Origin of the sequence: Enterobacter cloacae complex sp. P43RS, assembly GCF_014930585.1 — a bacterium.
GTDB lineage: Bacteria > Pseudomonadota > Gammaproteobacteria > Enterobacterales > Enterobacteriaceae > Enterobacter > Enterobacter bugandensis.
The window spans coordinates 153748-173966 of the sequence record NZ_JADBRJ010000004.1; the positions used below are offsets into that span (position 1 = coordinate 153748).

A 20219-nucleotide genomic window follows, 5' to 3' on the forward strand; every position below is an offset into this window, starting at 1 on the left:
CTCAAAACAGTGAAAATCGCCAAAGTATACCTTGTACAGCGGTTAAGGTTAACCGGCGATTGTTCGCGCAAAACAGAAAGCCGTAATGATTTCATCAGGCTGACCTTTCACAGCGAAAAAATCTGCCCGTGAACTGCGATTTTTACGCCGAAAGGCTGTATTCACGAAAGACAAGCTGGTAGAATCCTGCGCCATCACTACGTAACGTAGCGTCGCTAATTAACGGCGCTTATTTGCACAAATCCATTGACAAAAGAAGGCAAAGAGGGCATATTCCTCGGCCTTTGAATTGTCCACATAGAACATATTTGGGAGTTGGACTTGGCTAATATCAAATCAGCTAAGAAACGTGCCGTTCAGTCTGAAAAGGCTCGTAAGCACAACGCAAGCCGTCGCTCTATGATGCGTACTTTCATCAAGAAAGTATACGCAGCAATCGAAGCTGGCGACAAAGCTGCAGCGCAGAACGCATTTAACGAAATGCAACCAATCGTGGATCGTCAGGCTGCTAAAGGTCTGATCCACAAAAACAAAGCAGCGCGTCATAAAGCAAACCTGACCGCGCAGATCAACAAACTGGCTTAATCGCTACTTGTTGTTGCTTGTTTAAAGAACCCGCTTAACGCGGGTTTTTTTATGTCTTCAGAATGCCGGTGGCGTAAACAGCGCCGAGTAGTCACGGTTGCAGATTCGCTGCACCGCCGGGTGTTGAATCATCCTTTCGGCGAATATGGCGTGGTACTCCTCCATCACGTTATCTACTCTGCCAATCTCCGTAATCTTATCGTCTGAATAGAGATCGTGCGCGTAGAGCGTTGGCGCCACGAAGATCGCATTATGCGCTTCGCCAAAGGCTTTCATCAGCGCCGCATCGTCGAACTCACCGAGGATCTCCACGTTCAGCCCCTGCGAATTAAACCAGTTCAGCAGCTTGCGTCCGAGCATGGAACGCCTGCCCGGCACCAGCAGGCGACGCTCTTCCAGACAGGCCGGGAAAGGTTTCTCCGGCGGTGGATTGATGCACCAGAAGCTCACGCCACATTCGCCAATTTTCACCGAGAACAGCCCCTCCTGCTGCGTGGAGTCGATGGGGCAATCCGAGATAATCATGTCCAGCTTGTGCTGGCTCAGTTGCTCCAGCAGCATCTCGTGGGTGGATTCAAAGCAGCGCAGATGGATTTGTTCATCCTCTACCACAGCGGCATCCAGCACGCCGCTTACCAGCCGTTTGGATAGTGCATCCGCCACCCCCACATCAAAGAGCAGGTTCGACTCTTTGCGGTAGTTGACGATATCCAGCATCTCCTGGCTCAGGGTAAACATTTTGTCCGCATAGCGGAAAACCAGTTCACCCAGTTCGCTGGGCTCAATTCCACGGCCCTTGCGCTTGAAGAGCTTACCCTGCAGCCGTTCTTCAAGGGCTTTGATTTGCCCGGTGATGGTTTGCGGCGTCAGGTAAAGCGCCTCTGCAGCCCCCACGACCGAGCCCTGTTTGTAAACGTGCCAGAAGTAGTAAAGATGGTTGTAATTCAAATGAGGCATCGCGTCTTCGCTCCCTGAGTGTGTATCGGGAGAAGAGTGACCTTCTCCCGGTGTTCCGTTATGCCTGGACGGCCTGTCGGGACAACTTCACCTTCAACAAAGTATACCCAATCACTGCCGCCAGTAATGACCCGATGAGAATGCCGAGCTTCGCCCAGACGATGAGCTCTGGCGCGTTTGCACCAAACGCCAGCGTCGAGATAAAGATCGACATGGTGAATCCAATACCGCACAGTATGCCGACGGCCATGATCTGACTAAAGGTTGTACCGTTCGGCAACGATGCCAGCTTCATCTTCAACGCCAGCCAGCAGAAGAGGCTGATCCCCAGCGGCTTACCGATAAACAGCCCGGCAATAATGCCCAGCGGCAGGACAGACGTCAGCCCGTCCAGCGTGACCCCCTGCAGGGAAACGCCCGCGTTGGCAAACGCAAACAGCGGCAGGATCATAAAGGCGACCCACGGGTGCAGCACGTGTTCCAGCTGTTTAGCGGGTGACTTACCGTCCTGCGGCTTAAGCGGCACGAAGAAGCCCACAATCACGCCGGCCAGCGTGGCGTGCACGCCGGATTTCAGCACCGCCGTCCACAGCACCATCCCCACCAGGATATAGATACCGATGCGGCGAACGTTGAAGATGTTCAGCACCGCCAACACCGCAATCGCCCCGGCGGCCACGCTCAGGGACAGGATCGACAGATCGCTGGTGTAGAACAGCGCGATAATCACAATGGCGCCCAGGTCATCAATGATCGCCAGCGCCATCAGGAAGATTTTCAGCGCAACCGGCACGCGGCTGCCGAGCAGAGCTAAGACACCGAGCGCAAAGGCGATATCCGTTGCGGCCGGGATCGCCCAGCCGTCACGCGCGACAGGATCCTGCCAGGTAAATGCGAGAAAGAGCAGCGCTGGAACGACCATCCCACCGAGCGCGGCAATAACCGGGAACGCCGCGCGCTGGCGGCTGGCTAGCGAACCTAGCACCAGCTCGCGCTTAACCTCAAGACCAACGAGCAGGAAGAACACCGCCATTAGCGCATCATTGATCCACAGCAGCATGTTCTTGTTAATTTCCAGCGCTCCGACCTTCAGCTCGACGGGCGTTTCCAGAAATGCGTGATAGAGATCGCGGGTCATGCCCAGGTTAGCCAGCACCATCGCGGCGGCCGCGGCAATAATCAGGATCACACCACCGGACGCCTCACTGCTAAAGAAACGGTGTAGTAATTTCATTTTTGTTCTCTCTTTTACAACGATACCTCGATAAAACCATAATACCAAGCCAAATAGCTCGGCAAAAACAGATTAATATTGGGTATAGACTCAGTTTTACCGATCTATAACTGCAAAAAAAAGCCCGGAATCGCTTCCGGGCTTTTTGAAGTTAGACACAGCTAACGAATTAGCGGGTCAAATCATCGAAGAATTTTTTGACGCCATCAAAGAAGCTTTTGGAGCGCGGGCTGTTTTTCTCACCCGTTGGGCCGCCAAAGCTCTCCTGAAGCTCTTTCAACAGCTGTTTCTGCTTGTCGTTCAGGCCAACCGGCGTTTCCACGACGACGCGGCACAGCAGGTCGCCCTGCGCACCACCGCGAACGGATTTCACGCCTTTGCCGCGCATGCGGAACAGCTTGCCGGTCTGAGTTTCACCAGGAATTTTCAGATTGACGCGACCGTCCAGCGTCGGCACTTCGATTTCACCGCCGAGAGCCGCCATCGCGAAGTTGATCGGCACTTCACAGTACAGGTTATTGCCTTCACGCTCGAAGATGGCGTGCTGCTTCACCTGAACCTGAACGTACAGATCGCCTGCCGGCGCGCCGTGCTCGCCTGCTTCGCCCTCACCCGCCAGACGGATGCGGTCGCCCGTATCAACGCCAGCCGGGATCTTAACGGACAGGGTTTTGGTTTTCTCAACGCGACCGTGGCCGTGACACTTGGTGCACGGATCTTTAATCAGCGTACCGCGACCGTGACAGTGCGGACAGGCCTGCTGTACCGCGAAGAAGCCCTGGCGCATCTGTACCTGGCCGGAGCCATGACAGGTTGGACAGGTCTGTGGCTGGGTACCCGCTTTCGCGCCGCTGCCGTGGCAAACGTCACACTCTTCCAGCGTCGGGATACGGATCTCTTTCGTGACGCCACGAACGGCCTCTTCAAGAGTGAGATCCATGTTGTAGCGCAGGTCTGCGCCGCGCGCTGCGCGCTGACGACCACGACCGCCGCCGAAGATATCGCCGAACACGTCGCCAAAGATGTCGCTGAAATCCGCACCGCCGCCAAAGCCGCCGCCACCGAATCCACCGCCGCCCATGCCGCCCTGTTCAAAGGCCGCGTGGCCGTACTGGTCATAGGCCGCACGTTTTTGTGCATCGGTCAGGACTTCGTAGGCTTCTTTGATCTCTTTAAATTTTGCTTCAGCCTCTTTGTCACCCTGGTTACGGTCCGGGTGGAATTTCATGGCCAGGCGCTTATACGCCTTTTTGATTTCACGCTCTTCCGCAGTTTTCGGAACGCCTAAAATCTCGTAATAGTCTTGCTTTGCCATTGGTTTTTTTAAGCCCCTTAACATGCGAGCACGGGCGTGGAGAGTTCTCCTACGCCCGTGCCGATTAATTACCCTGCATCAGGGCGATTATTTTTTGTCTTTAACTTCTTCGAACTCAGCGTCGACAACGTCGTCGTCTTTCGCGTTGTTCGCAGAAGCGTCAGCGCCTGCCTGCTGCTGTGCGTGCTGCTGCTGAGCGATTTCCATCAGCTTCTGGGAAGCCTGTGCCAGCTCCTGCATCTTCGCTTCGATATCCGCTTTGTCTTCGCCTTTCAGAGACGTTTCCAGCGCGGTCAGTGCAGCTTCGATAGCAGTTTTGTCTTCCGCTGGCAGTTTATCGCCCGCTTCTTCAACCTGCTTACGGGTGCTGTGCAGCAGATGGTCACCCTGGTTACGGGTCTGAACCAGCTCTTCGAACTTACGGTCGGATTCCGCGTTAGCTTCGGCATCGCGAACCATTTTTTCGATTTCCGCTTCATTCAGGCCAGAAGATGCCTTGATGGTGATCTTCTGCTCTTTACCGCTGTTTTTGTCTTTCGCAGACACGTGCAGGATACCGTCAGCATCGATGTCGAAGGTAACTTCGATTTGCGGCATGCCGCGCGGTGCCGGGTTGATGCCGTCCAGGTTAAACTGACCCAGAGACTTGTTATCAGACGCACGCTTACGCTCACCCTGCAGCACATGGATGGTTACCGCAGACTGGTTGTCTTCAGCGGTAGAGAACACCTGGCTGTGCTTGGTTGGGATGGTGGTGTTTTTGTTGATGAGCGCAGTCATCACACCGCCCATAGTTTCGATACCCAGAGACAGCGGGGTAACGTCCAGCAACAGTACGTCTTTCACTTCACCGGTCAATACACCACCCTGAACCGCCGCACCGATAGCTACCGCTTCGTCCGGGTTCACGTCTTTACGTGGCTCTTTACCAAAGAATTCAGCCACTTTCTTCTGAACCATTGGCATACGGGTCTGACCACCCACCAGGATAACGTCCTGGATGTCAGATACGGACAGGCCAGCATCCTGCAGTGCAACTTTCAGCGGCTCGATAGAACGGTTCACCAGGTCTTCTACCAGGCTTTCCAGTTTCGCACGGGTCACTTTGATGTTCATGTGTTTAGGACCGGTCGCGTCTGCGGTGATGTACGGCAGGTTCACGTCGGTCTGCTGAGCAGAAGACAGTTCGATCTTCGCTTTCTCAGCGGCTTCTTTCAGGCGCTGCATCGCCAGCGGGTCGTTACGCAGGTCAATGCCCTGATCTTTCTTGAACTCGTCAACGAGGTAGTTGATCAGACGGGTATCGAAGTCTTCACCACCCAGGTGGGTATCACCGTTGGTTGCCAGAACTTCGAAGGTTTTTTCGCCGTCAACTTCGTCGATTTCGATAATAGAGATATCGAAAGTACCACCACCCAGGTCGTAAACCGCGATAGTACGGTTGCCGACTTCTTTATCCAGACCGTAAGCCAGCGCCGCTGCGGTTGGTTCGTTGATGATACGTTTTACTTCCAGACCTGCGATACGGCCAGCATCTTTGGTTGCCTGACGCTGAGCATCGTTGAAGTAAGCAGGAACGGTGATAACAGCTTCAGTTACCGGCTCACCCAGGTAATCTTCAGCGGTTTTCTTCATTTTTTTCAGCACTTCAGCAGAGATCTGCGGTGGTGCCGTTTTGGTGCCTTTCACATCAAGCCACGCATCGCCGTTATCTGCTGCGATGATTTTGTAAGGCATGATAGAAACGTCACGCTGAACTTCTTCGTCCTGGAAGCGGCGGCCAATCAGGCGTTTGATCGCAAACAGGGTGTTTTGCGGGTTTGTCACTGCCTGACGTTTAGCCGGCTGACCAACCAGAGTTTCACCATCCTGGGTATAAGCAATGATAGAAGGCGTGGTGCGATCGCCCTCGGCGTTCTCCAGCACGCGTGCAGTAGTGCCGTCCATAATCGCTACACAAGAGTTGGTAGTACCCAGGTCGATACCAATAATTTTACCCATCTAAACGTCTCCACTAAAAATTCAGTCAACATGTGGTTGTGTACCTGTAATAAGGGCAGAACGTGCTTTTTCAACTGCCCAGATTTGATTTTTTTCAGGTCCACACACTGCGGTTGACTACAAGATGGGGTCGCGACGGCATCCATCAAGGGGCAAGCATAAAAAAAATTTTAATTTCACCCTGATGAGATCATAGACGGCGTCGATGCCGCCCATTATGATGCCGCGCCCCGTCAGGGAGTATTGACGCGGGTTTAACCATTTCACCATTTTAATGATGATTTTTTTGAGGACTTATGGGCAACACTAAGTTGGCTAATCCGGCTCCGCTGGGCCTGATGGGTTTTGGCATGACCACCATTCTGCTGAACCTGCACAACATCGGGATGTTCCCGATGGACGGCGTAATCCTGGCGATGGGCATTTTTTACGGCGGTATCGCGCAAATCTTCGCGGGCCTGCTGGAATATAAGAAAGGCAACACCTTCGGCTTAACTGCTTTCACCTCTTACGGCTCGTTCTGGCTGACCCTGGTCGCCATCCTGCTGATGCCTAAAATGGGCCTGGCAGACGCGGCAAACGCCCACTTCCTGGGCGTCTATCTGGGCCTGTGGGGCGTCTTTACCCTGTTCATGTTCTTCGGCACCCTGAAAGGCAACCGCGCGCTGCAGTTCGTCTTCCTGAGCCTGACCGTACTGTTCGCTCTGCTGGCAATTGGCCACCTGGCGGATAACGAAGGCATCGTTCACGTAGCAGGCTGGATTGGCCTGGTGTGCGGCGCAAGCGCTATCTACCTGGCAATGGGTGAAGTGCTGAACGAACAGTTTGACCGCACCATTTTACCTATTGGTGAAAAACACTGATCCCTCTGTCGTGCCCGCCTCGCGGGCACGATATTCCCCCGCCTGACGAAGCCAAACGCCTAATCCCAGCCCCATCAGCGAGAGCGCGAGTACATACCAGGCAGGCGCCATCGGCGACACCCCCATCATGACCGTGACCACTATCGGCGTCAGCCCGCCGAAAATGGCATACGCGACGTTATAAGAGAACGATATCCCGGTGAAGCGAACCTCCGGCGGGAAGGCGCGCACCATGACGTAAGGCACAGCCCCCACGACGCCCACGCACAGTCCGACCACGCCGTACAGCAGGAACAGCTGTTCAGGATGGCTGCCCGCAAGATGGTAGAACGCCCAGCTCGACGCGGCCAGCAGCAGGCTGCCGACAATAAAGGTCAGGCTGGCACCGAAACGATCCGCCGCTAGTCCGGCGGCCAGACAGCCAAAGCAGAGCATAATTGTCGCAATACTGTTTGCCTGTAAGGTCACGGCAGGGGCGAAACCGTACTGTTTCTGCAGCCACACCGGCGACATCAAAATCACCACCACGATGCCCGCCGACAGCAGCCAGGTGAGCAGCATCGACACCACCACCGCTTTTTTATGACGCACCACAACGGCTTTGACCGGCAACTCCTGCGCCAGCGCTTTACGCTGCTGCATTTCGAGGAAAATCGGCGTCTCCTGCAGCCAGCGGCGCAGGTACATTGCCACCAGGCCAAACGCCCCGCCCAGCAGGAACGGAACACGCCAGCCCCAGTCGTGCACGGCCTGCTGCGTCATGCTGGTGTTGACTATCGTCGCCACTACCGACCCCAACAGGATCCCGACGGTCAGCCCCGCCGTTAACGTTCCGCAGGCGATCCCGATGCGGCGGGCAGGAACATGCTCCGCCACAAACACCCAGGCCCCCGGCACTTCCCCGCCGATGGCCGCGCCCTGAAGAATGCGCATCAGCAGCAGCAATAGCGGGGCGAGAATGCCCATGGAGGCATAGGTGGGCAGCAGGCCGATGGCCAGCGTCGGCACCGCCATCAGCAGGATGCTCAGGGTAAACATCTTCTTACGCCCGACAAGATCGCCAAAGTGAGCCATGACGATGCCGCCCAGCGGACGTGCCAGATACCCGGCAGCAAAGATGCCGAAGGTTTGCACCTGACGCAGCCATTCCGGAATATCCGCCGGGAAGAAGAGCGCCCCCACCACGGCGGCGAAGAAGACAAAGATGATGAAGTCGTAAAACTCCAGCGCGCCACCTAAGGCGGCGAGCGTAAGCGTTTTGTAGTCCTGTCGATTCAGAGGTCGGGTGTTATGTGACATAGCGAACCATTGTGCATGTGTTGTGGATTATTTTTTACAGCAATCGTAAAGAAAAAATTACTATATCGTAAATCCATTTACACGCTACTGCGGCTGGCGCTAATGTCACATTTTAGTAAATTTCAGGAGATTGTCTCGCGGCGTGCGCTTTTAGGACGAAATGCTGCTACCACTTTGTCGTCAGTTTCCACATACGGCCCGTCAAGCAGCTGTATACAATACGGTACACTTGCAAATATACCGTGCACGATGACGCTACCGTCCTCGGCTTTTAATCCTTCCAGCGTCTCTTTGATCGACTTTGGCTGCCCCGGCAGGTTCAGTATCAGCGCCTGTTTGCGGATCACCCCCACCTGGCGGGAAAGGATTGCCGTCGGGACAAAGTGTAGACTGATCTGGCGCATCTGTTCGCCGAAGCCCGGCATTTCCCGGTCGGCGATAGCCAGCGTCGCGTCCGGCGTCACGTCGCGACGCGCGGGGCCGGTTCCACCCGTGGTGAGCACAAGGTGACAGCTCATCTCATCCACCAGCTCACACAGGGTCTGCTCAATGATCGGCTGTTCGTCGGGGATAAGGCGAGTCTGGATCTCAAACGGGGTGGTCAGCGCGCTTGCCAGCCACTCTTCCAGAGCAGGGATGCCTTTATCCTGGTAAACGCCGCTGGAGGCGCGGTCAGAAATCGACACTAAGCCGATGCGTAAGGTATTCATATCCATTCCATTCAAAAAGTACTGATTAATGGGAATGATACACGCAGAGGGAAAATTCAGACAGAGGACAGAAGAAGACGCGTGACCGGGAGCCCGGTCACGCAGAATGATTACAGCAGGTCGCCGATCATTTTTTCCAGTTTTTCCTGGTCGATAGCAAACTTACGGATACCGTCCGCCAGTTTGTCTACCGCCATTGGATCCTGGTTGTGCTGCCACAGGAACTCGGATTCGGTGATGCGCTCCGGGCGCGCCTTCACTTCGCCGGTGTAAGACAGCTTACGCTCGATAGCACCTTCGCTTTCTGCCAGCTCTTTCAGCAGCGCAGGGGCGATGGTCAGACGGTCACAGCCAGCCAGCTCAATGATTTCGCCCACGTTACGGAAGCTTGCACCCATAACCACGGTCTCATAGCCATGCTGTTTGTAGTATTCGTAGATTTCAGTCACGGAAATCACGCCTGGATCTTCAGACGCCGCGTACTCTTTCTTGTCGGTGTTGGCTTTGTACCAGTCCAGAATACGGCCCACGAACGGAGAAATCAGGTACACGCCTGCTTCCGCACATGCACGCGCCTGCGCGAAGGAGAACAGCAGGGTCAGGTTACAGTTGATGCCTTCTTTTTCCAGCTGCTCGGCAGCGCGAATGCCCTGCCAGGTCGACGCCAGTTTGATCAGGATACGGTCGTTGCTGATGCCCGCGTCGTTGTACAGTTTGATCAGGCGTTTTGCTTTCGCGATTGACGCTTCGGTGTCGTAGGAGAGACGTGCATCCACTTCGGTAGAGATACGGCCCGGAACCAGCTTCAGGATTTCCAGACCGATGTTCACTGCCAGTTTATCGGTAGCATCCACAACCTGCTGCGCACGGTCATTGCTCTGTGCTTTCGCCCAGGTCACAGCCTCGTCAATCAGTTTGCGATACTCAGGGATCTGTGCGGCGTTAAGGATCAGAGAAGGGTTAGTTGTGGCATCCTGCGGCTGGTACAGCTTCATTGCCGCGATATCTCCGGTGTCAGCTACGACAGTGGTGAACTGACGAAGGGAGGTCAATTTATCCGTCATGATAGTGTTTCTCTTTTAACGTGCCCTGGATAATTCACGCTACCGACAGCATGCCTGCAGCGGAAAAATGACAGGTTTACTTGTTAGGGGGATGTAACCGGTCTGCCCTGATGATAACACGACGGAGGGGTAGCGCAACCGCAGACAGTGCGCTTAGGCAGAGTATGATAAACTCAAAATATTAACAGGCTGCTAAGCAACAGCATGCCCAATCAGTGGTAGCGCTTACATATTCACGTTGGCATCAACAAGAGGGACGTTAATGCCTGATTTCCTTTTCTTTATTAACGAAGTCCTCTGGGGTTCGATAATGATCTACCTGCTTCTGGGAGCAGGTATCTGGTTTACGCTACGCAGTGGGTTTATTCAGTTTCGCTATATTCGCAAGTTTGGCAGAAGTCTGAAAAACAGCGTTACGCCCCAGCCGGGCGGATTAACGTCGTTTCAGGCGCTGTGTACCAGCCTGGCTGCCCGCCTCGGTAGCGGAAACCTGGCGGGCGTTGCGCTGGCCATCAGCGCCGGTGGGCCAGGCGCGGTGTTCTGGATGTGGGTCACGGCGCTTCTCGGAATGGCTACCTCTTTTGCCGAAAGTTCACTGGCGCAGCTCTACAAAGAGAAAGACAGAAACGGGCAGTTTCGCGGCGGTCCGGCCTGGTATATGGCGCGTGGCTTAGGAATGCGCTGGATGGGCGTTCTGTTCTCGCTTTTTTTACTGCTCGCGTACGGTCTTATTTTTAATACCGTGCAGTCAAACTCCGTCGCCCATGCCCTGCGCTATACCTTCTCCTGCCCGGAGTGGATCACCGGCATCGGTTTAGCCCTCTTTGTTTTGCTCACCATTTCTGCCGGCCTGAAAGGCGTTGCCCGCCTGATGCAGTGGCTGGTTCCCATCATGGCGTTGCTTTGGGTTGCCGCGAGCCTGGTCGTCGCTGCGCTGCATGCCGACCAGGTTCCGGGCGTGATTGCGACCATCTTTAAAAGCGCCTTTGGCTGGCGTGAGGTGGCCTCAGGCGCGCTGGGTTACACCCTGAGCCAGGCGCTGATGGCAGGTTTTCAGCGAGGCATGTTCTCCAATGAAGCCGGGATGGGCTCTACTCCCAACGCCGCGGCCGCCGCCTCTTCCTGGCCGCCGCACCCGGCAGCGCAGGGTATCGTGCAGATGATAGGCGTGTTTATGGATACCGTTATTATCTGTTCCGCCAGCGCCATGATCCTCCTGCTGGCCGGTCCTGTGGCGCATGACTCGGATATCGACGGAATACAGCTTCTCCAGCAGGCGCTGGTGAATCTGACCGGCGGCTGGGGTTCGGGATTTGTCTCGCTCATTCTGATGCTGTTCGCCTTCAGTTCGATTGTGGTGAATTACCTGTACGCCGAAAATAACCTTATCTTCCTGAAATACGACTCTCGTCCTGCCATCCTCCTGCTTCGCCTGGGCGTAGTACTGATGGTGATCGCGGGCTCCCTTCTGAATATGCCGCTGGTCTGGCAGCTGGCGGATGTCATTATGGCGCTAATGGCAATCACTAACCTGACGGCGATCCTGCTGCTCTCGCCCGTTGTGAACCTTATTGCCAGGGATTATCTTCGCCAGCGCAAGCTGGGCGTTCCCCCGGTATTTGATGCCTCACGCTATCCCGAAATTCAGTCACAGCTTGCCCCCGGCACCTGGGATGATTTGCCCCGGCGATAACAGCTATCGATCAATTCAGGGCGATTTTTTGTTAAAGTCGCTCTAAATTTCCTGCAAGGACTGGATATGCTGATTCTGATTTCACCTGCAAAAACGCTCGACTACCAGAGCCCGCTCGCCACCGAGCGTTATACCCAGCCAGAACTGCTGGACTATTCGCAACAGCTGATCCGCGAAGCGCGCAAGCTCTCTGCGCCGCAAATCGCCTCGCTGATGAGCATCAGCGACAAGCTGGCAGACCTGAACGCGACCCGGTTCCACGAGTGGCACCCGGATTTCACCCCCGCCAACGCGCGCCAGGCGATCCTGGCGTTTAAGGGCGATGTTTACACCGGCCTGCAGGCGGAAGATTTTAGCGAAGCCGACTTTGATTTTGCCCAGCAGCATCTGCGCATGCTGTCGGGCCTGTATGGCGTACTGCGCCCGCTGGATCTGATGCAGCCATATCGTCTGGAGATGGGGATTCGCCTGGAAAACGCCAAAGGCAAAGACCTTTACCATTTCTGGGGCGACATCATCACCGACAAGCTGAACGCGGCGCTGCATGCTCAGGGTGATAACGTGGTGGTTAACCTGGCATCCGATGAGTACTACAAGTCGGTGAAGCCGAAAAAGCTGAACGCGGAGATCGTTAAGCCGGTCTTCCTTGATGAGAAGAACGGCAAATTCAAGGTCATCAGCTTCTATGCGAAAAAAGCGCGTGGCCTGATGAGCCGCTACATAATTCAGAACCGCCTGACGAAGCCGGAGCAGTTAACGGGATTCAACACCGACGGCTATTTCTTTGACGAGGCGTCGTCAGGGAAAGGTGAGCTGGTATTTAAGCGCCACGAGCAGTAAAACTAAACCCCGCCATCTGGCGGGGTTTTGCGTTAATGGTGCTTCCAGTCCGGGCCCGGACGGTGGTCGTCGTGATGATGGTCGTGTCGGTCATCACGATCGCGATGCTCGTCATGTGGACGCCAGTGGTTATCGCGCCAGTCATAATGCGCCTTCCACCAGTCGTGGTCGCGCCAGCGGCCGCCATCCCAGTAATGCCCGCTATTGTCCCGATCGCCAATCTGCAGTTTTACCGCAGGTACGAGAGTAATTTCAGATGCCTGTACCGCCATGGGGGCGACCAGCACCAGAGAAAGCGCGATGAGTGCAGGTTTTAGTGTAGACACAGGTGACTCCTTATTCTTCTTGCCCAACGTGGGCCGATGTAAGGAGAGTACGCGAGGGGAACGGTGGATGTTATTCTCTGCAATCCTAAACGCTAAGTGACCGCATTTATTGGGAATTTCTGCTTTTTTCCTGCAATTTTTCTCCTTAATTTCTTCATAAAAAAGCCGGGTGGCGCTGCGCTTACCCGGCCTACGGTCATCTCGTCGTTGTAGGCCCGGTAAGGCGTAGCGCCACCGGGCAACAAAATCACGCGCGCGTCATCATCAGATTCCGCAGTGCCGCAAAATCCGCCGGCAGCTCATGAGACAGCAGCGGCAGGTCGGCGCGCTCGGCCAGCTCTTTTGGCAGCGGCAGCGTTTCGCCCAGAATATCTTCCACGCTCTCTTTGAACTTCGCCGGATGCGCGGTGCCCAGGAACAGGCCATATTCACCCGGGTTAAGCTGGTCGCGCAGCGCGCGGTAAGCAATTGCCGCGTGCGGCTCAGAGATGTAGCCCACCGCTTTCAGCTCGCGCATGGTGGCTTTGGTGGTTTCGTCCGTCACCGCAGCGTAGCCCAGGTCACCCAGACGCCACACCTTGCGGCGGAACAGCTCTTCCACGCGCGGCCAGTTGTTCGGCTGCGACACGTCCATGGCATTGGAGAGCGTCGCCTGCGTAGCGTTAGGCGCCCATTTGCCGTCTTTCAGGAAGCGCGGCACGGTATCGTTGGCGTTGGTGGCAGCGATAAAGCGTTTCACCGGCAGACCGAGAGATTTCGCCAGCAGCCCCGCCGTCAGGTCGCCGAAGTTGCCGCTTGGTACGGAAACTACCAGCTGATTGCGCGCTTCCTGCGGCAGCTGAGCCACCGCTTCGAAGTAGTAGCAGATCTGCGCCAGCAGGCGGCTGATGTTGATGGAGTTCGCCGAGTTCAGCCCCAGCGCGGCCTTCAGCTCTTCATCATCGAACGCCTGCTTGACCAGCGCCTGGCAGGCATCGAAATCGCCGTCGATCGCCACGGTTTCAATGTTGCCGCCGAGGGTGCAGAACAGTTTTTCCTGCAACGGGCTGATCTTGCCTTTCGGATAGAGGATCACCACGCGGACGTTTTTCAGGCCGTAGAACGCGTGTGCCACCGCCGCACCGGTATCACCGGAGGTGGCGGTCAGGATGGTCACCGGCTTGTCGCCGCTGATGTGGGTCAGCATCTGCGCCATAAAGCGGCCGCCGAAGTCTTTAAACGCCAGGGTCGGGCCGTGGAACAGCTCCAGACAACCGACGTCAGGCTCAACCTGCTTAACCGGAGCCGGGAAAGCAAACGCCGCACGCACGCGCTCTTCCAGCAGCTCCTGCGGGATTTCATCGCCAATAAACGCAGACAGAATTTTGGTGCTGCGGGTGACAAAGTCCAGCTTCAGCAGCTCATCGATTTCGGTCAGCTGAAATTCCGGCAGGTCGTGCGGGAAAAACAGCCCCTGATTTTTGCCCAGCCCCTGAGTCACCGCCTGCGCGAAGCTGACCTGCTCGTTATGATCTTTAAGGTTGTAGAGTTTCATTCGTTATCCCAGTACTCGTGCGCCAGCCGTGTCCAGACGGCAAATATGAACAAAGCCTTCCTGATTTTGCAGGTAGTGTTTAGAGAGCCAGTCCGCCACGCGCTGCGCGGTGTCTGGCTTATCGCACAGGGCGAACAGCGTCGGGCCGGAGCCGGAGATGCCGCACGCCTGCGCGCCGATATCCATTGAAGCCTGTCGCGCCTCGTTAAAGCCAGGAAGCAGCTTCGTACGGTACGGCTCGGCAATGACGTCTTTCATCAGTTTCGCCGCCAGCTGCGGCTGGCGGGTGTAGCAGGCGTGAATAAAGCCCGCCAGATGACGCCCGTGGGCGATACAGTCCTGGCGACGATACTGCGCAGGCAGGATCGCACGCGCTTCCGCGGTAGAGACCTTGATGCCCGGATACGCCAGCACCCACAGCCATTCATCAAACCCTGGCACCTGCTGGCTGATGATGCCATTTTCTTCAATCATCAGCTGCATGCCGCCGAGGAAGCACGGCGCCACGTTATCGTAATGAATACTGCCGGAGATGCGCCCTTCCAGCTCGCCCATCAGCGCCAGCAGACGGCTGTTGTTCAGCGGCTTGCCGCAGTGCTCGTTCATCGCCACCAGCGCGGCGACAACCGAACACGCGCTGGAGCCCAGGCCCGAACCAATCGGCATGCTTTTTTCCAGCGTCATGGTGACCGGCACGTTTTTGCCGATCTCCTGACAGAAGCGCTCCCAGCACTGATAAACGATATTCTCGCGTGGTTCAGGCGGCAGCTTACTGGCGAAACGGCCGACGTTATTCAGGCTGAAGCTTTCTGCCGCCTCAACCGTTACCGTATCGCCCAGCAGCGAACCGTCCACCGGCGTCACCGCCGCACCCAGCACGTCAAATCCGACGCTCATATTGGCGCTGGAAGCCGGGGCATATACTTTAACCATCTTAAACTCCTAACTTCCATGACAGGGTACGCAGCAGGTCGGCAAACACGCCCGCCGCCGTCACATCATTCCCTGCGCCATAGCCGCGAAGCACCAGCGGCAATGGCTGATAATAGTGGCTGTAAAACGCGAGGGCGTTTTCGCCGTTTTTGACTTTATAAAGCGGGTCGTTACCATCCACTTCGGCAATCTTCACCCGGCATACGCCGTCCTCTTCAATGTTGCCAACATAGCGCAATACCTTACCTTCATCACGGGCTTTCGCAACGCGTGCGGCAAAGGCATCGTCAAGCTGAGGTAAATTCGCCATAAAGGTGCTGACATCGCCGCTGGTGTCAAACTCAGCTGGCAGCACCGGTTCAATCACGATATCCGAAAGCTCCAGCTCGCGGCCCGTTTCGCGCACCAGGATCAGCAGCTTGCGCGCCACGTCCATCCCGGAGAGATCGTCGCGCGGATCTGGCTCGGTGTAGCCCAGCTCGCGCGCGGCACGGGTGGCTTCCGACAGGCTCATCCCTTCATCCAGCTTGCCGAAGATAAACGACAGGGAGCCGGAGAGGATGCCGGAGAAACGCTGCAATTCGTCGCCCGCGTTCAGCAGGTTTTGCAGGTTCTCGATGACCGGCAGGCCGGCGCCGACATTGGTGTCGTACAGGAACTTGCGGCGCGACTTGCTCGCCGCCAGGCGCAGCTGGTGATAGTAATCCATCGACGAGGTGTTGGCCTTTTTGTTCGGCGTCACCACGTGGAAGCCTTCGCGCAGGAAGTCGGCGTACTGGTCGGCCACCGCCTGGTTCGAGGTACAGTCAACGATAACCGGGTTAAGCAGGTGATACTCTTTCACCAGACGGATCAGGCGCCCCAGGTTGAACGGTTCTTTCGCCTCTTCCAGCTCCGCCTGCCAGTTCTCCAGGTTCAGACCGTGAACGTTAGTAAGCAGCGCTTTCGAGTTCGCAATTCCGCAGACGCGCAGATCGATGTGCTTTTTCTTAAGCCACTCCTGCTGGCGCTTCACCTGCTCCAGCAGCGCACCGCCGACGCCGCCCACGCCAATCAGGAATAGCTCGATAACCTGATCGGTGTTGAACAGCATCTGGTGAACCACGCGCACGCCGGTGGTGGCGTCATCGTTATCCACCACCACGGAGATTGAACGCTCGGACGAGCCCTGGGCAATCGCCACGATGTTGATATTGGCCCGCGCCAGCGCGGCAAAGAATTTGGCGGAGATACCGCGCAGCGTGCGCATACCGTCGCCAACCACGGAAATCACCGCCAGGCGCTCCTGAATGGAGAGCGCCTCCAGCAGTTCCTCTTTCAACTCCAGATAGAACTCTTCTTCCAGCGCGCGGCGGGCGCGCAGACAGTCGACCTGAGGTACGCAGAAGCTGATGCTGTACTCGGAAGAGGACTGGGTGATCAGCACCACCGAGATACCGTTGCGTGACATGGCCGCAAAAACGCGCGCCGCCATGCCGACCATCCCCTTCATCCCCGGACCGGAGACGCTGAACATTGCCATATTATTCAGGTTGGAAATGCCTTTCACCGGCAGACCATCTTCATCGCTGCTGGCACCGATCAACGTGCCTGGCGCCTGCGGGTTACCGGTGTTTTTAATCAGGCATGGGATCTGGAACTGGGCAATGGGGGAGATGGTACGCGGGTGAAGCACTTTGGCGCCGAAGTAGGAAAGCTCCATCGCTTCCTGGTAGGACATCGACTTCAGCAGCCTGGCGTCCGGCACCTGGCGCGGATCGCAGGTATAGACGCCGTCGACGTCAGTCCAGATCTCACAGCAGTCAGCGCGTAAACAGGCGGCCAGCACGGCGGCAGAGTAGTCGGATCCGTTACGGCCCAGCACTACCAGTTCACCCTTCTCATTTCCTGCGGTAAAGCCCGCCATCAGGATCATATGGTCAGAGGGGATTTTGCTCGCGGCAATACGGCGGGTTGATTCGGCAATATCAACGGTAGATTCGAGGTAGTGGCCCGCTGCCAGCAATTTCTCAACCGGATTGATCACGGTAACGTTGTGGCCGCGCGCTTCCAGCACGCCCGCCATGATGGCGATGGAGAGTTTTTCGCCCCGGCAGATCAGCGCCGCGTTGACGCTGTCCGGGCACTGGCCCAGCAGGCTGATGCCGTGCAGCACATGCTTGATCTGAGCAAACTCCTGCTCAACGAAGGACTTCAGCTGCGCGAGCGGGAAACCAGGCTGTGCCTCTGCCAGCCCCTGCAGCAGCTCGGCGAAGATACGCTCAGCATCGCTGATGTTCGGGAGTGCATCCTGGCCACCGATGGTCTTTTCAATCATCGCCACCAGATGGTTTGTGATTTTTGCCGGGGCAGAGAGCACGGTCGCAACCTGCCCCTGCCTGGCGTTGCTCTCCAGGATATCGGCAACACGCAGAAAACGTTCTGCATTTGCCACTGATGTACCGCCGAACTTCAACACTCGCATGGTTCTACCTCGTTTCCTTTAGCCGAAAAAAAAGCCCGCACTGTTCAGGTGCGGGCTTTTTTTCTGTTTTTCCTGTACGCGTCAGCCCGCATCGTTACCTGTGGTAATGATGATGGTTGTGGTAATGGTGGTGATGCTGATGCGTTTCATGGATGTTGTGTACTCTGTCATTATTATCTGTCTGTGCTGTATTCTTTTAGGGTTAAAGGATCGGGCACCTTAAGTCAATGAATTTTTAATTTGATCACAATTCCGCGGACGTTCACGTCACGCTGCGTGACGTTTTATTTTCATCCGAATCCCCCAGTCGCACCCCTCCACGACAGACCATTTCGCCATAGTAAAAACTTATGACAGCATTTTACTCGGCCAATTTTTTTTCAATATCGTGTAGCAAACGGTGCAACATGGCGGTGTCCCGCTGCTCAAGACGTCCAAGGCGCTGCTGTAGCCAGTCGGCCATTTTTTGATCGTCCGCAACGCCAAGGCTCGATAAAAGACGCTCTACCCGAGCACGAAGCGCGGCCAGCTGATTTTCATTGGCGGCTTCTGTCTGGGGTTGAGGGATTTGCATTAGGGAAGCTAATTGATAGCAATAGACCATTACCGCCTGGCCTAAATTCAGGGAAGGATAATCGGCTACCATCGGCGCACCGGTGAGAACGTCCGCCAGCTCAAGCTCTTCGTTGGTGAGCCCGGAATCTTCACGACCAAATACCAGCGCGGCTTTCTCAAGCCACTGGCTTTTCTCTTCCAGCATGGGCACCAGTTCAGCAGGCGTGGCGTAGTAGTGGAACTTCGCCCGGCTGCGTGCTGTGGTGGCAACGGTAAATGAAATGTCATGCAGCGCGTCGGCAAGCGTAGCGTAAGTCGTTATATTATCGAGAATATCCCCCGAACCGTGCGCCACCCAGCGGGCGGCAGGCTCCAGGTGTGCAGTGCTGTCCACAATACGTAAATCGGTAAAACCCATGGTCTTCATGGCACGCGCCGCAGCGCCTATATTTTCGGCTCTGGCTGGAGCAACCAGTACAATCGACAGATGCATTTATGCTCTCTTTTTAATCAGTTAGCGGAGAAAAGTGTGATGCACTTCAACATATTACGCAGCACGAATTTACAAATTTGCAACACAAATCACCGAAATAGCGTTTCATAACAAATTAAAGACGCTAAACTATTTTGTGTCTGAACAATCAGTTAGAATGTTAACAGAAGCCTATTATCCCTATGTTTTATAATGATAATGGCAACGTGAATACCCTGTTCTGATTGGATTCGCTTTGTTTATAAATCAATCTCCGCAACTAGTTGGTTTATTGAAAAATTGTGACAAAGGCTAGCATTCGGCTACGATGATTTCATCAAACTGTTAACGTGCTACAATTGAACTTGATATATGTCAACGAAGCGTAGTTTTATTGGGTGTCTGGTGTCACTTAGCCTGTTATGTTGCTGTTAAAATGGTTAGGATGACAGCCGTTTTTGACACTGTCGGGTCCAAAGGGAAAGTACCCAAGACCAAGCTAATGATGTTGTTGACGTTGATGGAAAGTGCATCAAGAACGCAATTACGTACTTTAGTCACGTTAAGCCGATCATGTTAATTTGCGACATGTATCAGGCAGGTCAGGGACTTTTGTACTTCCTGTTTCGATTTAGTTGGCAATTTAGGTAGCAAACATGCAGACCCCGCACATTCTTATCGTTGAAGACGAGTTGGTAACACGCAACACGTTAAAGAGCATTTTCGAAGCAGAAGGCTACGATGTCTTTGAAGCGACCGATGGCGCAGAGATGCATCAGATCCTTTCTGAAAATGATATCAACCTGGTGATCATGGATATCAACCTGCCGGGCAAAAACGGTCTTCTGCTGGCGCGCGAACTGCGTGAACAGGCGAACGTCGCGTTAATGTTCCTGACGGGCCGTGATAACGAAGTTGATAAAATTCTTGGCCTGGAGATCGGTGCGGATGACTACATCACCAAACCGTTCAACCCTCGCGAGTTAACCATTCGTGCACGCAACCTGCTGTCCCGCACCATGAACCTGGGCACGGTCAGCGAAGAGCGTCGTAGCGTCGACAGCTACAAATTCAACGGCTGGGAACTTGATATCAATAGCCGTTCGCTGATTAGCCCGAACGGTGAGCAGTATAAGCTGCCGCGCAGCGAATTCCGCGCGATGCTGCACTTCTGCGAAAATCCGGGCAAAATTCAGTCCCGTGCAGAACTGCTGAAGAAAATGACCGGTCGTGAGCTGAAGCCTCATGACCGTACCGTAGACGTGACCATCCGTCGTATTCGTAAGCATTTCGAATCGACGCCTGATACGCCGGAAATCATCGCCACCATCCACGGCGAAGGGTACCGTTTCTGCGGTGATCTGCAGGAATAAT

Annotated in this window: 19 protein-coding genes, 1 pseudogene and 1 other annotated feature; of the genes and pseudogenes, 5 read left to right on the forward strand and 15 right to left on the reverse strand. The window is 55.3% G+C overall.

Features of this window, described 5'->3' with window-relative positions; translation table 11 throughout:
• Position 1: 1 nt before the first annotated feature.
• A pseudogene (locus tag IM294_RS22090) lies at positions 2-220 on the reverse strand (DUF2575 domain-containing protein).
• A gap of 101 nt (positions 221-321) precedes the next feature.
• On the opposite strand from IM294_RS22090, the gene rpsT reads away from it, so the two are divergent.
• Positions 322-585 carry a 30S ribosomal protein S20 gene (rpsT, locus tag IM294_RS09965; RefSeq protein ID WP_003856458.1) on the forward strand — a complete coding sequence of 88 codons (264 nt, stop codon included), beginning with the start codon at positions 322-324 and terminating at the stop codon, positions 583-585.
• A gap of 57 nt (positions 586-642) precedes the next feature.
• Here the strand turns inward: rpsT and nhaR are convergent, their stop codons facing one another.
• The 4 genes from nhaR to dnaK all read right to left on the reverse strand — a co-directional run bounded on the left by nhaR (position 643) and on the right by dnaK (position 6092).
• Positions 643-1542: a transcriptional activator NhaR gene (gene nhaR / locus IM294_RS09970; RefSeq protein ID WP_028015467.1), complete on the reverse strand. Its 900-nt coding sequence runs from the start codon at positions 1540-1542 to the stop codon at positions 643-645.
• Between the two features lie 58 nt (positions 1543-1600).
• Positions 1601-2776 carry a Na+/H+ antiporter NhaA gene (gene nhaA / locus IM294_RS09975; protein ID WP_126817862.1) on the reverse strand — a complete coding sequence of 392 codons (1176 nt, stop codon included), beginning with the start codon at positions 2774-2776 and terminating at the stop codon, positions 1601-1603.
• A 169-nt stretch (positions 2777-2945) separates the two neighbouring features.
• On the reverse strand, positions 2946-4091 hold the full coding sequence (gene dnaJ, locus IM294_RS09980) for a molecular chaperone DnaJ (protein ID WP_008502040.1): 1146 nt from the start codon (positions 4089-4091) through the stop codon (positions 2946-2948).
• 87 nt (positions 4092-4178) lie between these two features.
• Positions 4179-6092, reverse strand: coding sequence for a molecular chaperone DnaK (gene dnaK / locus IM294_RS09985; RefSeq protein ID WP_028015465.1), 1914 nt, complete (start codon positions 6090-6092; stop codon positions 4179-4181).
• Between the two features lie 296 nt (positions 6093-6388).
• Here dnaK and satP point away from each other — a divergent pair, with 296 nt between their 5' ends.
• Positions 6389-6955: an acetate uptake transporter gene (gene satP, locus IM294_RS09990; protein ID WP_041911269.1), complete on the forward strand. Its 567-nt coding sequence runs from the start codon at positions 6389-6391 to the stop codon at positions 6953-6955.
• Here satP and IM294_RS09995 read toward each other — a convergent pair.
• From IM294_RS09995 to tal, 3 genes are all read right to left on the reverse strand, one after another.
• Complete coding sequence (locus IM294_RS09995; protein WP_048960655.1) at positions 6932-8254, reverse strand: MFS transporter; 1323 nt, start codon at positions 8252-8254, stop codon at positions 6932-6934. The two genes, satP and IM294_RS09995, sit on opposite strands and share 24 nt — an antisense overlap.
• A 122-nt stretch (positions 8255-8376) precedes the next feature.
• Positions 8377-8964, reverse strand: coding sequence for a molybdopterin adenylyltransferase (gene mog, locus IM294_RS10000; protein WP_041911271.1), 588 nt, complete (start codon positions 8962-8964; stop codon positions 8377-8379).
• 110 nt (positions 8965-9074) lie between these two features.
• A complete protein-coding gene (gene tal / locus IM294_RS10005) occupies positions 9075-10028 on the reverse strand; it encodes a transaldolase (RefSeq protein ID WP_003856481.1) in 954 nt (317 codons plus the stop codon).
• A gap of 262 nt (positions 10029-10290) precedes the next feature.
• Here tal and IM294_RS10010 point away from each other — a divergent pair, with 262 nt between their 5' ends.
• The gene (locus tag IM294_RS10010) at positions 10291-11721 is read left to right on the forward strand and encodes a sodium:alanine symporter family protein (RefSeq protein WP_126817864.1); all 1431 of its coding nucleotides are present in this window, start codon (positions 10291-10293) and stop codon (positions 11719-11721) included.
• Positions 11722-11787: 66 nt separating this feature from the next.
• Positions 11788-12561: a peroxide stress protein YaaA gene (yaaA, locus tag IM294_RS10015; RefSeq protein ID WP_028015460.1), complete on the forward strand. Its 774-nt coding sequence runs from the start codon at positions 11788-11790 to the stop codon at positions 12559-12561.
• A gap of 32 nt (positions 12562-12593) precedes the next feature.
• Here the strand turns inward: yaaA and IM294_RS10020 are convergent, their stop codons facing one another.
• From IM294_RS10020 to yjjY, 7 genes are all read right to left on the reverse strand, one after another.
• Positions 12594-12887 carry a DUF2502 domain-containing protein gene (locus IM294_RS10020; RefSeq protein ID WP_028015459.1) on the reverse strand — a complete coding sequence of 98 codons (294 nt, stop codon included), beginning with the start codon at positions 12885-12887 and terminating at the stop codon, positions 12594-12596.
• Positions 12888-13134: 247 nt separating this feature from the next.
• Positions 13135-14421 carry a threonine synthase gene (thrC, locus tag IM294_RS10025; RefSeq protein ID WP_126817866.1) on the reverse strand — a complete coding sequence of 429 codons (1287 nt, stop codon included), beginning with the start codon at positions 14419-14421 and terminating at the stop codon, positions 13135-13137.
• Between the two features lie 3 nt (positions 14422-14424).
• Entirely contained in the window at positions 14425-15354 is a 930-nt protein-coding gene (thrB, locus tag IM294_RS10030; protein WP_028015457.1) for a homoserine kinase, read from the reverse strand.
• Position 15355: 1 nt separating this feature from the next.
• Positions 15356-17818, reverse strand: a complete 2463-nt coding sequence (thrA, locus tag IM294_RS10035) for a bifunctional aspartate kinase/homoserine dehydrogenase I (RefSeq protein ID WP_126817868.1) — start codon at positions 17816-17818, stop codon at positions 15356-15358.
• 24 nt (positions 17819-17842) lie between these two features.
• Positions 17843-17961 (reverse strand) — a sequence feature (Thr leader region).
• Complete coding sequence (gene thrL / locus IM294_RS10040) at positions 17900-17968, reverse strand: thr operon leader peptide (RefSeq protein ID WP_015572623.1); 69 nt, start codon at positions 17966-17968, stop codon at positions 17900-17902. (Overlaps the previous feature by 62 nt.)
• A 211-nt stretch (positions 17969-18179) precedes the next feature.
• Positions 18180-18866, reverse strand: coding sequence for a tRNA/rRNA methyltransferase (locus IM294_RS10045; protein WP_045259421.1), 687 nt, complete (start codon positions 18864-18866; stop codon positions 18180-18182).
• A 399-nt stretch (positions 18867-19265) separates the two neighbouring features.
• A complete protein-coding gene (gene yjjY, locus IM294_RS10050; RefSeq protein WP_085928893.1) occupies positions 19266-19406 on the reverse strand; it encodes a protein YjjY in 141 nt (46 codons plus the stop codon).
• Between the two features lie 95 nt (positions 19407-19501).
• On the opposite strand from yjjY, the gene arcA reads away from it, so the two are divergent.
• A complete protein-coding gene (gene arcA / locus IM294_RS10055; protein ID WP_003856501.1) occupies positions 19502-20218 on the forward strand; it encodes a two-component system response regulator ArcA in 717 nt (238 codons plus the stop codon).
• The last annotated feature ends 1 nt before the right edge of the window (position 20219 follow it).